Below are 14841 nucleotides of genomic sequence, written 5' to 3' on the forward strand. Positions count from 1 at the left end.
CACAAAGGCACAAGCACTCACCGTATCGTTTTGTGAGAGGTGCGCCCTCGCGGCGAACGGGCGCAAATGTGCCGGCGAAGCAGCGCTTTTGCACTGAGGCCGACCCGCCTACAAACCCAGCATGACGTGTCGGGCCATTTGTTTCGGCGTCTGTCAGGCAGCCTTGCGGATCGCATCGGCAAGGCGTTCGATCATCGCGTCGATGTGTTCGCGCTCGACGATCAGCGCCGGTGACAGAGCGATGGTGTCGCCACTGGCGCGGGCCAGCAGACCATCCTCGAAGCACTGACGGAACACCTCGTAGCCGCGCTTGCCAACGCCATCGGCATGGGTGGCGAACTGAATACCGCCAACCAGCCCCGCAGTACGGATGTCGGTCACGTTCGGCAGCTCCTGCAGGCTGAACAGCGCATCCTGCCAGTAGCGCTCCATCTCAATGGCTTTCTGGAACAGATTTTCCCGCTGATAAATCTCCAGAGTCGCCAGGGCCGCGGCGCAGGCCACCGGGTGGCCCGAATAGGTGTAGCCGTGGAAGAACTCGATGACGCTTTCCGGGCCCTGCATGAAAGCATCGTGAATCTGTTCGGAAACCAGCACCGCGCCCATTGGAATCGCACCATTGGTCAGGCCCTTGGCGCAGGTAATGATGTCCGGCGTGACGCCCCAGCGCTGGGCGGCGAAGGCCTCGCCGATGCGGCCGAAACCGGTAATCACCTCGTCGAAAATCAGCAGGATGCCGTGCCTGGCGGTGATCTCGCGCAAGCGCTGCAGATAGCCCACCGGCGGCAATATCACGCCCGCCGAGCCAGACATCGGTTCGACGATCACGGCGGCAATGTTTTCCGCGCCATGCAGCGTGACCAGCCGCTCCAGCTCATCGGCTTTCTCGGCGCCATGTTGCGGCAGACCACGGCTGAATGCGTTGCGCTGCAGATCCAGCGTATGCGGCAGATGATCGACGCCCGGTAGTAGCGAATTGCCGAACGCCTTGCGGTTGTTGCCCATGCCGCCGACCGAGATGCCGCCAAAACCGACGCCGTGATAGGCCAACTCACGACCGATCAACCGGGTGCGGCTGCCCTGGCCGATAGCCCGTTGATAGGCCAGGGCGACTTTCAGTGCGGTGTCGGCCGACTCGGACCCAGAGTTGGTAAAGAACACCCGGTTCAGGCCCGTCGGGCTGATTTGTGTCAGCCGTTCGGCCAACTCGAAGGGCAGCGGATGACCCATCTGAAAGGTCGGCGCGAAATCCATCTGGGCGATCTGCCGGCTCACCGCCTCGGTGATTTCCCGGCGCCCATGACCGGCATTGCAGCACCAAAGCCCAGCCGTTCCATCGATCACCTGCCGACCGTCGCTGTCGGTGTAGTACATGCCTTCGGCGCGCTCCAGCAGGCGCGGGCTGCCCTTGAACTGGCGATTGGCGGTGAAAGGCATCCAGAAATGTTCGGCAGAGGTGGTGGGGTGCAGATCGTTAGCCATGACTAGCTCCGGAAGGGCAGGTTTGACGACTATGCTGTAACGCGACGTCATTGCAGACGCACAGCGGCATCGGCGAGTCTATGTTTAATAAATCGAACAAAACAAGGCAAAAGCCGCGCCTGCGTAAAAAATATTGATAGGGCTGGCGCCGCTGGTTTAGGGTGCCTTTCTGATTATTCGACTGTTACCGAGGACGCCCCATGACCACCCTGACACTCGCCGATTGGCAACAGCGTGCCCGCGACCTGCGCATCGAAGGCCGGGCCTTCATTCAGGGCGAATACACCGCATCCAGTGCTGCCGCCAGTTTTGATTGCATCAGCCCGGTCGATGGTCGCGTGCTGGCGCAAGTGGCGAGCTGCGACGAAGCCGATGCCGACCGCGCCGTGCTCAGCGCGCGGATGGCCTTCGAATCGGGTGTCTGGTCGCGCCTGGCACCGGCCAAGCGCAAGGCGGTGATGATCCGCTTCGCCGACCTGCTCGAAGCCAACGCCGAAGAGCTGGCGTTGCTGGAAACCCTGGATATGGGCAAGCCGATCAGCGATGCGCTGGGCGTGGATATTCCGGGCGCGGCGCGCGCGCTGCGCTGGAGCGGCGAGGCGATCGACAAGATTTACGATGAGGTGGCGGCGACTCCGCACGACCAGCTAGGGCTGGTCACCCGCGAGCCGGTCGGTGTGGTGGCGGCCATCGTGCCGTGGAACTTCCCGTTGATGATGGCCTGCTGGAAGCTCGGCCCGGCGCTGGCCACCGGCAATTCGGTGGTGCTCAAGCCCTCCGAGAAATCGCCGCTCAGTGCGATCCGCATGGCGCAATTGGCGATCGAGGCGGGCATTCCGGCCGGCGTGCTCAACGTGCTGCCGGGCTACGGCCACACCGTGGGCAAGGCGCTGGCGCTGCACATGGATGTCGATACGCTGGTATTCACCGGTTCTACGCGAGTTGCCAAGCAATTGATGATCTACGCGGGCGAATCGAACATGAAGCGCGTCTGGCTGGAGGCCGGCGGCAAGAGCCCGAACATCGTGTTCGCCGACGCGCCGGACCTGGCGGCGGCGGCGCGTTCGGCAGCGAGCGCCATCGCCTTCAACCAGGGCGAGGTATGCACCGCAGGCTCGCGGCTGCTGGTGGAAAGTTCGGTGAAGGAGCGCTTCCTGCCGATGGTGGTCGAGGCGCTCAAGGGTTGGAAGCCGGGCAACCCGCTGGATCCGGCGACCAATGTCGGCGCGCTGGTCGATACCCAGCAGCTCGATACCGTGCTCGGCTATATCGAAGCCGGCCGCAACGATGGCGCCCAGGTGCTAATCGGCGGTCAGCGGACCCTGGAAGACACCGGTGGGCTGTATGTCGAGCCGACCATCTTCGATGGCGTGAGCAACGCGATGAAGATCGCTCAGGAGGAAATCTTCGGCCCGGTGCTGTCGGTGATCACCTTCGATACGGCGGCCGAAGCCGTCGCCATTGCCAACGACACCCCGTATGGCCTCGCCGCGGCGGTGTGGACGGCGGATCTGTCCAAGGCGCATTTGACGGCTAAGGCACTACGGGCTGGCAGCGTCTGGGTCAACCAGTACGACGGCGGCGACATGACCGCGCCGTTCGGTGGCTTCAAGCAGTCCGGAAATGGCCGCGACAAGTCGCTGCATGCCTTCGATAAGTACACCGAGCTGAAGGCGACGTGGATAAAACTTTAATGGAGCAGCTGGTAGCTTGAAGCGGGAAGCCAGATGCCTCAGCAGGATGGATGTCGCTTCCTCCACATCCATTCTGCTGCCGCGGACCGGTGAACCGTTACCGCACATGGAGCTGAGCAGTAGCCTTCAGGCTATGTAGGCAAACCTTGGACGTTGTTCAGCCCCGCGCCAGTCTATTCGCTTCCAGCTGACTACTGCCCCCAGCGCCCGCTGCGGCGCATTGCGCCCCACTGATGTTTGCGTCGTGAAAACCACTGCCACAGCCCGCGGCAACGCCAGAGTGTGTTCAACTGGCGATAACCGAAGTTTTCCAGCACGGCCATGATGAACAGCCGCAGCATATCGCGGCGACGTTCGTAGACGCGGAACGACATGGTTTCCAGCAGCAGGCCATTGACTGACAGCAGAATGCCCATGCCGATGGCTACCAGCAGGAAAGCAGCCAACGCCGGGTAGGACACCACCCCGAGTACGAACCCGCTGATCATGAAACCGTAGCCGACCACCTCGATCAGCGGTCCCAGCCATTCGAACAGTGCCATGAACGGCCAGGCCAGCCATCCCGGTGCACCCCCGCGCCGGCTGAAAGCGAGGCGCGCGTGACGGCCAAGACTCTCTGCCAACCCGCGCTGCCAGCGGCTGCGCTGGCGGCCAAGGGTGCCGATATCTTCTGGGCACTCAGTCCAGCAGATCGGGTCGGGCAGATAGCGGATGCGGTAGGGAATGCGCCGCTCGCGATGGTAACGATGCAGCCGCACCACCAGCTCCATGTCCTCGCCGACCGTGTCGGTGCGATAGCCGCCAACCGCCATGACCCGCTCGCGGTCGAACAGGCCGAAGGCTCCTGAGATGATCAGTACCGCGTTCATCGGCGACCAGCCGAGGCGACCAAAGAGGAAGGCACGCAGGTATTCGACGATCTGAAAGCGCGCCAGCCAGTTGCTTGGCAGTCCAGCGCGGATCAGGAAGCCGCCGCGTACCTGCGAGCCGTTGGCAATGCGCACGGTGCCGCCCGCGGCGATGGTGCGCTCGTCTTCGAGAAAGGGCTGAACCACCCGCAGCAGGCTGTCGCGCTGGAGAATCGAGTCGGCATCTACGCCACAGAACAACCCGTACCGCGCGGCATTGATGCCCGCATTCAGCGCGTCGGCCTTGCCGCCGTTGGCTTTGTCGATTACCCGTAAATTGGCGTAGCGCCGCGAGCGATAGATGGCCTGCACCGGCTGATGGGTCACGGCCTGGCGAAGCGGCTCGGGATGCGGCACCAGTTCGAACTCGTCGATCAGCACGGCCAGGGTGTTGTCCTTCGAACCATCGTTGATGACCACGACTTCGAATTCTGGGTACTGCAGCTGCAGCATCGACCGCACCGAGGTACGGATCGTCGCTTCCTCGTTGAATGCTGGCATCAGTATCGAGACCGGCGGCTCGACGCCGAGATAAGGCGCGATCTCCCCGGTTTCGGCGCGCTGACGGATGTAGCTCATCAGGCTGACCATCGATAGCAGGTTAAGCAGCAGGTACATGCCGTTGAGCAGCAGGAAATAGAGGATGAAGCCCAATTGCAACCACCACAGCCAGTCGATGCTCATCGGCGCACCTCGGCGATAGCACGGCGCAGTGCGTCCTGTCCGTAGCGATCTTCCACCTGCGCGAGCAGCGCTTGGAGCCGTTCGGGCGTGTTGCGTGGCAGCGTTACCAGACAGTCCGCTGCGGTTTGACGGACCCACCAGCTGTGATCGCCAAGCAGGGGCAGGAACAGCTCGCTGTCGTCATCGCGCGCCTGCTTGTGCAGCGCTTGCAGTGCCCCCAGCCGAACATCGGCGTGGCTGTGCCTGAGCGCGCGTAGCAGCAGGGGACGGTCACGCGGATCGCCCAGTTCGCAAAGGCAGCGCAACGCGATCTGCAGCTGCTCCGGCGCGGAGTCCTCTTCGAGTCGTGCCCGTGCCCAGGGCGCCGCATGGCGGGGATCGCCATGGACCAGCAGCGGGATCAGCCGCTCGCGGCGCGGATCTTCGGAGCCCGACAGCGTGATCAGCAGCGGCGTGGTGACGGCCTGTTCGCCGGCTTGCTGGCAAAGGTTGGCCAGACGTGGCAGCGCCCAGTCGGGACGTGCCGCGGCGGCGGGCAGGATCAGATGCATCGCGCGGGCGGCGTCCATGGCGATCAGCGTCTGCGCCGCGGCCAGCGAGACGATCATGTTGCGACTCATGAGTAATGGCTGCACCGCCTCCCAGTGGGCCGGGTCGGCCAGATGGCGCAGGCAGGTCAGGCCGATCAGTTTGCGCTGCACGCGCCCGCGTAGCAGCGCCAGCGCCCTACGGTCCATGTTCAGCGCGACCAGCGCACGATTCATCCGCTCCCGCGCCGCGCCGCGCCGCGCAATTGAAGCTGGGTGCGATTCCATTGCAGCAAAAACCACAGCTGGCGACCGCGTGGCAGCACAGGTAAAGGCTCGGGCAGCGTATCGCCGAGGCTGCAAAGGGCGAAGAAAGGGCGCCATTGGTCGTTGAACTGCTGCCGTCGCGCTGAGCGCCGGCGGGCCACCTCGCCCAGCAGCAGGACCTGCAGCATCACCAGCAAGGTGAGCCCGGCCAAGCCTAGCGCACAGTAAAGCGCCAATTGCAGCATGGCATCTTCCGGCCAGACCGCCCGCCACGCCTGGCGCGGCGATTCGCAGAGCCAGGTCGGGCAGTTCGCCGCCAACTCAAAAAGCATGCCGCAGGCCGAGTTGCAGCCAGCGGCGCGTGTAGTAGTCGCCCTGACGGTGGTGGCCGAGCTCCCAGGACAGCGCCCAGTGGCGGTCCAGCCAATGGCGGCCTTGCAGGCTGATGGCACGCACATCGCTGGTAATCAGCTGCTGCTCCTCGACAGCTTCTTCCTCGCCGACCGTCAGGCGAAGGCCGGCATAGCTGAGCCCAGCGTAGTAGTAATCCAATGCCAGATCGTGACCGATCGGCGTTCCTGCGTTGGCCACGTCGGTGACGTTCAGCGTGTAACCGGCGCGCCAGGAGTTCCAGTAACGCTCGGCGCTCAGGGCCAGACGATCGACTCGGGTCGTTTCGTACTCGGTACGCCGAACGCTGGCGGCACCGAGAAAGCCGGCTGGTAGGCGCCGTTGCAGACGGGCATCGGCGTGCCACTCAGGCAGGAAGTAAGGCGATGGCTGATAGCCAATCTCCGATTGCAGCGTCCAGTTTTCGTCCAGCGGGATTACTGCGCCGGCTTCGGCGCCTTGGTCCCATTCGCCGAAACGTTGCTCGCGCAGTAGCGCGCCGTACCAGCCGAGGCCTTCCGGTTGCGTCGAGGCGTAATCCAGACGCTGGCTGCGCCAGTTGTCGAAGCCGCTGTCTAGCCAGTCCTGGCGGGCCGACAATTCGAGTTCGTGGCGTCGCTGGGTCGGCGCAGTAGCAGCTGGCGCGGTGGCGGTAACCGGTGAGGTCAACGCGGCACGTGCCTGCTGCATCACCTGTTGGACCTCGACGTAATCCGGCGCTGTCTCCGCTGCCCGCTCCAGCGAGATCAATGCCCTCTGCGGCCGTCCGGCCCAAAGCAGCGCCTGGCCCTGACCGAGCAGGTAGTCGGCATTGTCTGGGTCGCGTTGCAGCAGCCTTTCATACAGCGGCAGTGCCTGCTCGGGCGCGCCCTGCCAGGCGAGCACGCGTGCCAGCAGAAATTGCGCTTCGCTGTCGTCGGGCTGGTGTGCCAGATGAGCTTGTAGGGTCGCCTCGGCAGCATCGAACTGCTGCGCCTCGACCTGGCGCTGGGCAGTGGAGAGATCGGCGATCGCCAGCGATGGCAGCAGGGAAACGGTTACCAAAAGAGCCAGTCGTTTCATCGCGGCCTCCTTAACAGGCGGCGGATACGCGCCAGCAGCTCCTCCGGCTGGAAGGGCTTGGTCACGTAATCATCGGCGCCCAGCTCCAGCGCCCGAACGATGTCCACTTCGCGGGCCTTGGCGGTAAGCATCAGCACTGGCACGCGGTCCCAGCCAGGTTGCGCCCGCAGCCGTTCGATCAGTTCGAGACCGTCGTGGTAGGGCAGCATGATATCCATCAGGGTCAGGTCGGGTGGCGCCGAGGCAGTGATCTTTTCGATGGCCTGGCGACCATCTGCGGCATGTTCGACGGTGAATCCGTGCCGCTCGAGCATGAAACGGATGAGGAAGGCGATATCCTCCTCGTCCTCCACCATCAGAATGCGCTGGGTGCCGGAATCACTCATGCGTTGACCTCGTCAGAATCGGAAGTATGGCCAGGTGGCCAGTGTTGGAGCATGTGCTGGATCAGGTTGGCCAACTCGTGGCCGTCGTGGCGCGATTTGATCAGCTGGCGCATGGCCAGGCGACTGTCATGCACAGGCGAGTCCAGCGCGGAAAAGATGATGACCGGCGGGGGTGGGACGGTTTTGGCCAGCTGATCGAAGAGCTCGCTGCCGTTACCGTCGGGCAACATCAGGTCGATGATCGCCAGGTCGTAGCGTTGCGCGGCGATTCGCTCGCGGGCTTCGGCCAGGGTGGCCGCGCCCTGCAGATCAATGTCCAGCGGCGCGATCTGCCGTGCCAGCAATATGCGCAGATCCTCGTCGTCCTCGACGTGCAGAATCCGCGGGCGAGCGTCGCTGGTATCCAGGCAGGCGCGAACCACCTCCATCACCCGCGATGGGTCGATCGGCTTGTGCAGCCAGTCGATCACGCCCACTGCGCCGCCGCGCAGCGCGCCGTCGTCATTGTCGCGCCGCTGGGGTTGCAGGCTGACGATGAGCACCGGCAGGTGGCGATAGGCGCTCTGGCTGCGCAAGTTGTGCAGAAAGGCAATGCTGTTCTCATCGCTCAGCGCGGGGCTCAAGGTCAGCGCCTGGATGCTGTAAACGGCCAGCAGGTCGCGAGCCTGGACTGCTGTCTCGGCGATCAGGGTCGAGTAGCCATGGTGTTGCAGCGCATTGGCCAGCTGTTCGGCAGCGGGCGCATCGGGTTCGAGTACCAGAATGCGAGTCGCGGAACGCTGCGCACTGGTGGCTGATATTGGCTGGAGTGGCGCAGGCGGGCTCGCGGGCTGTTGCGGCGGCAACGGTAATCGCAGCCAGAACCGCGTGCCCTGGCCCTCTTGCGAGTCGAAGCCGATCTGTCCCTGCATCTGCTGTACCAGCGAACGGGTGATCGCCAGCCCCAGCCCGGTGCCGCCGCGCTGGCGCGTATCGGACGAATCGGCCTGGGCGAAACGTTCGAATATGCGTGAGCGGAAGCTTTCCGGGATGCCCTGTCCCTGATCCTGGATACCGATCTCCAGGTCACTGCCGTCGCGATGCAGATCGACGCTGACCACGCCGCCGTGAGGCGAATGTTTGATCGCGTTGGACAGCAGATTGGCCATCACCTGGGCGAATCTGTCCGGGTCGACGGTCGCCTCGATCGGCCCGGTGTCGTCCGGGGCCACGAGCGCCAGGCCGACGCCATAGTCATCGCCGTATGGCTTGAGATCCAGCAGGGTCTGTTCTAACAGCGCGCGTACATCGCAGCGGCTGTAGTGGAACGACAGATGCCCAGCTTCGAGCTTTTCGATGTCGAGAATGTCGTTGATCAGGCGTACCAGACGCTCGCTGTTCTTGTGCGCGATATCCAGCAAAGGCCGCGCGCCCTCACCGATCTCACCGGCCACGCCGCCGACCAGCATGCCCAGCGCGCCGCGAATGGCGGTCAGCGGCGTGCGCAATTCATGGCTGACGGTAGAGATGAACTCGCCCTTCATCTGTTCCACGCGTCTGCGCAGCGAAATATCGACCGCAACGGTAACGATATGGCAGGCGCCATTGGTCATCGTCATGGGCCGCTTGACCACTTGCAGCCAGCGCTCGTGGCCGTGCACATCGGTGATGTTCACTTCGGTGATACGCAACTCGCCGCCGCCGCTCAACAGTTCGGTTTCGCCTTGCAATAGCGGCAACAACAGCTGTGCGCCGGTAATCTCGTCGGCTCGATGCTGCTCGATGGCTTCGGGTGAATAATCGAGCAGAGCGGAAAACGCGCGGTTGCAGAGCACGAAGCGGCCAGTCTCGTCGCGTACGAAAATCAGGTTTTCATTGGTATCGGCGACCCGTCGCATGTAGGTCTTTTGATCTTCGAGGGTATCCCGGCTGCGCTGCAGTTCGGTGATGTCGCGGGCGATGGCCAAGTGGTCGCCGAGCCCGGTAGGCGCCAGCCGTACCTCGAATATCCGTTGCCGTTCGAGCTCGCACCAGGTTGTATAGCGCAGCTTCGGAGCGTCGTCCGCCTGCGGCAGCAACCCTGCCAGCAATGGCTCGATTGCCCCAGGCGATGGGCCGCGCCTGTCGTTCGGCTGGGACAGGGCAGATACCCGATGCGCGTCATCAACGGCGTAGAGGTTGTCCGGAATCGCTTGCAACAGCGCGCCCAGGCGCGCCTCGCCGGCTTGCGCCTTGACCGTCAGCGCCTGGCGCAGCCGTAGATTGCGCCGGACCGACCACATGGCGGCGAGAAACAGGATGACCACCAGCAAACTGCCGATCAGCGCGAATTGCCGGTTGTGCTCGACGGTCTCGGCCACGGCGCGGTTGCCCGCGGCGAGGTGACGGCGCTCGTGTTGTTCCACCGCGGTGAGCAATACTCGGAGCTGATCCATGACCTCTTTGCCCCCGGCTTGCGCGAGGTAGGCGGCTGCGGTTTGCAAGCCGGTATCACGGCGCGTCTGGATATTGTCGGCGGCGATCAGCAGGCGCTCGGCTATTTTTTCGTCGAGCCGGTCGAACCATGGCGGGGCGGGGTATGTGGAATCGCGGGTGAGCATCTGTAGCCTGCGGCGATGCTGCTCCAGCTGCATCAGGCCGCGCTCGTAGGGCTCGAGGTAGGTGCGCTCGCCGGTTAGAACGAAGCCGCGAACGCCGGTCTCGATATCCTGCAGCGACGACAGTATCGCCTGGGTAGCCGTGATGACTTCCAGGCTGTGGTTGACCGACTGGTTGGCTTCCAGCAGTGCTTCCTGACTGCGCTTGCCTTGCCAGCCGAGCGCGACGAGCAGAACGAAAGCGACCAGGAAAGCGAGTGAATGCCAGCTTGTCGCGGGCTTTGCAGGCAAAGCGGAGCTCCTTTCGCCGGTAACGGTTGTCGGTGTCGCGGCGAGTGGGTTCGCAGCATTCGGCGTGAAGATACCCAACCGCCAGCTTCAGGCAGTTTTAGTTAGAGTCGATCGCCATGCAGCGGTTCGCGTGCCCCGGCGCAGCGATCACTTCGGCTGGGCGATTTCGATCCGGTTGCGGCCCTTGTGCTTGGCAGCATAGAGCGCTTGGTCGGCGTGCTCCAACAAGGTGCTGGGGCTGGCATGGCCATCGGTGGCGCTGATGCCGGCGCTGAGGGTGACGTTGAATGTCTGCTCGCCCGCGTGGAAGCGCAGCTCCGCGAAGCGCTGGCGGATCTCGTCGAAAATCTGCCGTGCCTGCTCAGCGGTACAGTTGGGCAGTACCGCTACGAACTCCTCGCCGCCGTAGCGGCCCAGGCTGTCGATGCGGCGCAACCGTTGGTGCATCAGATTGGCCAGCGAGCGGATCACGTTGTCACCGGCGGCATGGCCGTACTGGTCGTTGACCTGCTTGAAGTGGTCGAGGTCGAGCATCACCACGCTGGCCGGATTGCCGCTGCGCAGCGAGCGCTCCACTTCCAGGGCGACATGCTCCTTGATGTCGGCGTGCTTGAGCAGTCCGGTCAGGCTGTCGCGTGAAAGCGCCGTGCTCAGCGATCGGGCGCGCTGGGCATGGGAGAACACGGCGGCGATCAGCGCGTTGTCGCTGATGGGTTTGGTGATGAAATCGTCGCCGGCCTTGAGCAAGGCCGCCATTTGCCGATTGACGTCGGTTTCGGCCGACAGATAGATGATGGTCACCCGTAGCCAATCGTCGTTCAGGCGGATGATCTGCGCCAGCTCCGGGCCGGAGAGCTCTGGCATGTTGACGTCGAGCAAGAGGATTTCAGGGTTGAACGTGCGCATGACCTCGAACAGCTCGCCAGGATCGGTCAGGGTCTGCACCAGCATTTGCGAGTTACGCAGTACGAGGCTGTAACGAGCGGCCAGATCGACGTCGTCGTCGATGATAAGCACGCGATAGGGCTCGTTCAGCTGTAGATTGAGGCAATTTTCGAGGCGATTCTCCAGCCGTGTGACATCCACTGGGCGCGTGAAGTAGCCCTTTGCGCCCGCCCGTACGGCGGCCAACTGACTGGCGAAATCCTCGCGATGATCGATCACCAGTAGCGGCAGCGGCGACTCCAGGGTCTGCTGCAGTGCGCTCACCTGCTCGAGTTCGCCATCGTGCCGGCTGATGATGAGGGCGTTCGGCAGCTGTCCGTTCATGGCCGTTCGCAACAAGGCGATTTCCTGAAACAGCAGCACCTCGTAGCCAAAGTTGCCGAGGGTTTGGCACATCTCCTGGCCCGCCGCGGGATCGCTTTCAAGCAGGTAGATGCGATGAGCGGCAGGCGGTTCGTGCGCTTCGGGCTGATCGAACGGGGTGCTGGCCGAGTCGCTGAGCGGTGCATCGGTGGCCAGCTGGCGAACTGCCTGGGCGAACTCGACAAGCAGCTGCGGATCGGGGTTGGCGGCTTGCAGCCAGCCGTCCGCGCTCTGCTCCAGCAACCGTGACCGCTGCCCCAGCGCGGTGAAACCGAAGGTGCCCGCGGTGCCGGCAAGGCGATGCAAGCGTTCATGGAGGTCGAGCATCCGCTGCCGGCGTTGCTCCGGCTCGTCAGCCTGCGACAGCTGCTCGACGAGGTGCTCGAGTTCCGCCAGCTCGTCGCTCAGGCGTTCGGCGAATTTCTCATTCAGCGCCTGCAATTGGCTTTGCAGCGCTTCGCGGGCGCTGTCACTCATGTTCGGCATTCCATACGTCTTTTAATTGTGCGGACAGTTGCAGGGGATCGAAGGGCTTTCTCAGCAGCTTGCGCACGCCGAGTTGGCGCAGCTCGGCAGGGCTGGCGGGCTCTTCCTGCTGCCCGGTCAGCAACACGACCGGTGTGTGCTGCAGATCGAGCAATGACGAGAGCTGGCGCAGCAGCTCCAGGCCGCCCATCTGCGGCAGCATCACATCGAGCAGAATCATGTCTGGCGCGAACCGCTGGGCGCGCGCCAGCGCCTCCTGCCCGGACGCGCAGCTGAGCACCTCGAAGCCGCCGAGCTTCTCCAGGGCGATGCGGGTCACCACCTGAATGGATGGCACATCCTCGACGTGAAGAATCCGCTGCAATGGCCTCACAGCCGAGTCTCCTGCGGCGGATAGCAAGGCAACTCGAACCAGAAGCAGGCGCCTGCGCCGGGTATCGAGTCGAAACCGATCTGTCCGTGCATATGCTCGATCAGCTCCTTGCTGATGGCCAGGCCAAGGCCGGTGCCGCCTTGCTGGCGCGTGTCCGACGAATCCGCCTGAGCGAACTTGCTGAATATGCGCTCGCGGAAGGTATCGGCGATCCCCGGCCCCTTGTCGCGCACGCTGACACGCACCTTGGCGTCATCGACCGTTTCGGCCCATAGCTCGATGGTTTCGCCGGGCGGAGAATACTTGGCGGCGTTGGACAGCAGGTTGCTCAATACCTGCTCCAGACGCATCGTGTCGACCTCGATCGACACGGCCGGGCAGCTCCCCAACTCGATACTGACAGTGTAGCTCTCGGCGTAGCCCTGGTTGCTGCGCAGCGCCTGCTCCAGCAACGGCTGCAAGGGTTGCCGCTGCATTTCGAAACGCATCTTGCCGGCATAGAGCTTGTCGATATCCAGCAGGTCGTCGATCAGCGCACTCAGGCGCTTGCTGTTCTGGTGAGCGATGTCCAACAGCTCCTGCAGATGCGCGGGCACCTCGCCGACGATCTCGCCACAGATCAGCCCCAGCGAGGCGGTAATGGAGGTCAGCGGCGTGCGCAGCTCGTGGCTGACGGTCGAGACGAAGTCGCGCTGCAGAATCTCGACCTGCTTGCGCTCGGTGATGTCGTGCAGCACCACTACCGCGCCATTCTGCTGGCCGTCGGATGCGAACATCGGATCGGCATTGGCCAGCACGTGCCGGGCCGTGCCGTGCACTACGATCGTCATCTCCTGGTTGCGGATGCGTTCGCCACGCAGCGCACGCAGCAGCGGGACCTGGTCATAGGGCATCGGCGTCACGCCGTCCGCCTGAAAGAGGCGGTAATACTCCGGCCACTGTTCCGGTGAGAGCTGCGCTGCGTCCAGGCCATGCCAGAGCCGCGCGGTATTGTTGAACAGCGTCAGGTTGCCTTCGGCATCGCAGGCCACCACGGCTTCGGACAGCGCTTCGAGCAGGCGTCGGTTCATTTCCTGCTGTTTGTCCAGTTCGGTCTGCTCGGCCTTGCGTTCGGTGATATCGGTCACCAGACCGTGCCAGAGCACAGAACCATCCGCCTGGCGCATCGGCGTGGCGCGCGCCTCGACCCAGATGACACCTTTGCGCGGGTGGTCGATGCGGTGCTCGAAATGCCAGGGCGTCAGGGTAGCGGCGGCATGTCGTATGCTCGCCAGCACGCGCGCGCGATCATCCAGATGAACCCGGGAATAGATCGGCGCGATGCTCGGTGCCATTTCGGCGGCACTCAATCCGTAGATGTCCTCGAGCCCTTCGCTGAGATAGGGAAACGAGCTGCTGCCGTCGGGGCGCCAGCAGAACTGGAACAGCAGGCCCGGTACCTGCGCGGCGATCTGCTGCAGACGTAGCTGCAGGTTCTCCTGATGGGCCAGGTCATAGGCGCTGACGATATAACCGTGCAGCTGTTCGTGTTCGTCATGGATCGCCGAGACGTTCAGCAGCACCGGCACGCTGTTGCCGTTTCGGTGCAACAGACGCCACTCACGCATTTCACGCCGCCCTTCGATCAGCGGCGCGATGAGCACGGCAAATCCCGGCTCGACGGTCTCACCCAGCTCGTTGCTAAGAATGGCGGCGCGTCGGACCAGGGCATCCAGCGGGAACAGTGCCGTGGTCAGTGAACGGTCGATCAGCATCCGCTCGGAATACCCGAACAGGCGCTCGGCGGTCGGGTTGACGCCCGAAATTCGGCCGTCAGCGGTGGTCAGCACCATCGCACTGGCGGCGCTGTTGAGCAGGGCCTGGTGCAGCGCTGCCTGCTCGGCGTAGCGGTGTCCCTGCAGACGCTCTTCGAACAAGCGCATGATCTGCCGACTCAGGCGCATCAATGCGTCGCGCTGGCCTTCGCTCAGGCGGCGCGGTTGCCGGTCGATCACGCACAGGGTGCCGAGGTTGTAGCCATCCGGCGTGGTCAGCGGCGCGCCGGCATAGAAGCGGATGTGCGGCTCGCCGGTCACCAGCGGGTTGTGGCGAAAGCGCTGGTCCCGTTGTGCGTCATGGACTTCGAAAAGGCCGTCACCCTCGATGGTGTGGGTGCAGAAGGAAATGCCGCGAGGGGTTTCGCTGACGTCCAGACCGAGGCGGCTCTTGAACCACTGACGATGGTCGTCGACCAGCGAGATCAGCGCGATCGGTGTGTCGCAAATATACGAGGCCAGTTGGGTGAAATCGTCGAAGGCGGATTCATCTGGCGTGTCGAGAATCTCGTAACGCAACAGCGCGGCGAGTCGAGACAGCTCGCGCGGTGGCGAGGGTGCCGGCATCGCTTTCGGTGGCTCCATCTGGCTGA

11 protein-coding genes are annotated in these 14841 nt (G+C 63.8%); 1 reads left to right on the top strand and 10 read right to left on the bottom strand.

Features of this window, described 5'->3' with window-relative positions; genetic code table 11:
* Positions 1–153: 153 nt before the first annotated feature.
* Complete coding sequence (locus V6943_RS04795; RefSeq protein ID WP_340552761.1) at positions 154–1482, bottom strand: aspartate aminotransferase family protein; 1329 nt, start codon at positions 1480–1482, stop codon at positions 154–156.
* Between the two features lie 200 nt (positions 1483–1682).
* Between V6943_RS04795 and V6943_RS04800 the strand changes: the two genes are divergently transcribed.
* Positions 1683–3176, top strand: a complete 1494-nt coding sequence (locus V6943_RS04800) for an aldehyde dehydrogenase (protein ID WP_197445360.1) — start codon at positions 1683–1685, stop codon at positions 3174–3176.
* 191 nt (positions 3177–3367) lie between these two features.
* On the opposite strand, the gene V6943_RS04805 is transcribed toward V6943_RS04800, so the two are convergent.
* The 9 genes from V6943_RS04805 to V6943_RS04845 all read right to left on the bottom strand — a co-directional run bounded on the left by V6943_RS04805 (position 3368) and on the right by V6943_RS04845 (position 14833).
* Positions 3368–4768 carry a glycosyltransferase family 2 protein gene (locus V6943_RS04805; RefSeq protein WP_340552762.1) on the bottom strand — a complete coding sequence of 467 codons (1401 nt, stop codon included), beginning with the start codon at positions 4766–4768 and terminating at the stop codon, positions 3368–3370.
* The gene (locus tag V6943_RS04810; RefSeq protein ID WP_340552763.1) at positions 4765–5532 is read right to left on the bottom strand and encodes a HEAT repeat domain-containing protein; all 768 of its coding nucleotides are present in this window, start codon (positions 5530–5532) and stop codon (positions 4765–4767) included. The genes V6943_RS04805 and V6943_RS04810 overlap by 4 nt, the downstream gene beginning before the upstream one ends.
* Positions 5529–5894, bottom strand: coding sequence for a hypothetical protein (locus V6943_RS04815; protein ID WP_340552764.1), 366 nt, complete (start codon positions 5892–5894; stop codon positions 5529–5531). Before V6943_RS04815 ends, V6943_RS04810 begins: the two co-directional genes overlap by 4 nt.
* On the bottom strand, positions 5884–7014 hold the full coding sequence (locus V6943_RS04820) for a YaiO family outer membrane beta-barrel protein (RefSeq protein WP_340552765.1): 1131 nt from the start codon (positions 7012–7014) through the stop codon (positions 5884–5886). The genes V6943_RS04815 and V6943_RS04820 overlap by 11 nt, the downstream gene beginning before the upstream one ends.
* Entirely contained in the window at positions 7011–7400 is a 390-nt protein-coding gene (locus V6943_RS04825; RefSeq protein WP_131649083.1) for a response regulator transcription factor, read from the bottom strand. Before V6943_RS04825 ends, V6943_RS04820 begins: the two co-directional genes overlap by 4 nt.
* Positions 7397–10267, bottom strand: a complete 2871-nt coding sequence (locus V6943_RS04830) for a CHASE3 domain-containing protein (protein WP_340552766.1) — start codon at positions 10265–10267, stop codon at positions 7397–7399. The genes V6943_RS04825 and V6943_RS04830 overlap by 4 nt, the downstream gene beginning before the upstream one ends.
* A gap of 147 nt (positions 10268–10414) precedes the next feature.
* A complete protein-coding gene (locus V6943_RS04835; protein ID WP_340552767.1) occupies positions 10415–12052 on the bottom strand; it encodes a diguanylate cyclase in 1638 nt (545 codons plus the stop codon).
* Positions 12045–12434, bottom strand: a complete 390-nt coding sequence (locus tag V6943_RS04840; protein ID WP_131649080.1) for a response regulator — start codon at positions 12432–12434, stop codon at positions 12045–12047. Before V6943_RS04840 ends, V6943_RS04835 begins: the two co-directional genes overlap by 8 nt.
* Positions 12431–14833, bottom strand: a complete 2403-nt coding sequence (locus V6943_RS04845; RefSeq protein ID WP_181103281.1) for a PAS domain S-box protein — start codon at positions 14831–14833, stop codon at positions 12431–12433. The genes V6943_RS04840 and V6943_RS04845 overlap by 4 nt, the downstream gene beginning before the upstream one ends.
* Between the last annotated feature and the right edge of the window lie 8 nt (positions 14834–14841).

The sequence above is a fragment of the Pseudomonas sp. CBC3 genome, from assembly GCF_037967085.1.
GTDB lineage: Bacteria > Pseudomonadota > Gammaproteobacteria > Pseudomonadales > Pseudomonadaceae > Stutzerimonas.

What these genes read in the sequence shown, in the direction of transcription:
- V6943_RS04795 (WP_340552761.1), bottom strand. Translation starts at nt 1,482, where the DNA reads ATGGCTAACGATCTGCACCCCACCACCTCTGCCGAACATTTCTGGATG.
- V6943_RS04800 (WP_197445360.1), top strand. Translation starts at nt 1,683, where the DNA reads ATGACCACCCTGACACTCGCCGATTGGCAACAGCGTGCCCGCGACCTG.
- V6943_RS04805 (WP_340552762.1), bottom strand. Translation starts at nt 4,768, where the DNA reads ATGAGCATCGACTGGCTGTGGTGGTTGCAATTGGGCTTCATCCTCTAT.
- V6943_RS04810 (WP_340552763.1), bottom strand. Translation starts at nt 5,532, where the DNA reads ATGAATCGTGCGCTGGTCGCGCTGAACATGGACCGTAGGGCGCTGGCG.
- V6943_RS04815 (WP_340552764.1), bottom strand. Translation starts at nt 5,894, where the DNA reads ATGCTTTTTGAGTTGGCGGCGAACTGCCCGACCTGGCTCTGCGAATCG.
- V6943_RS04820 (WP_340552765.1), bottom strand. Translation starts at nt 7,014, where the DNA reads ATGAAACGACTGGCTCTTTTGGTAACCGTTTCCCTGCTGCCATCGCTG.
- V6943_RS04825 (WP_131649083.1), bottom strand. Translation starts at nt 7,400, where the DNA reads ATGAGTGATTCCGGCACCCAGCGCATTCTGATGGTGGAGGACGAGGAG.
- V6943_RS04835 (WP_340552767.1), bottom strand. Translation starts at nt 12,052, where the DNA reads ATGAGTGACAGCGCCCGCGAAGCGCTGCAAAGCCAATTGCAGGCGCTG.
- V6943_RS04845 (WP_181103281.1), bottom strand. Translation starts at nt 14,833, where the DNA reads ATGGAGCCACCGAAAGCGATGCCGGCACCCTCGCCACCGCGCGAGCTG.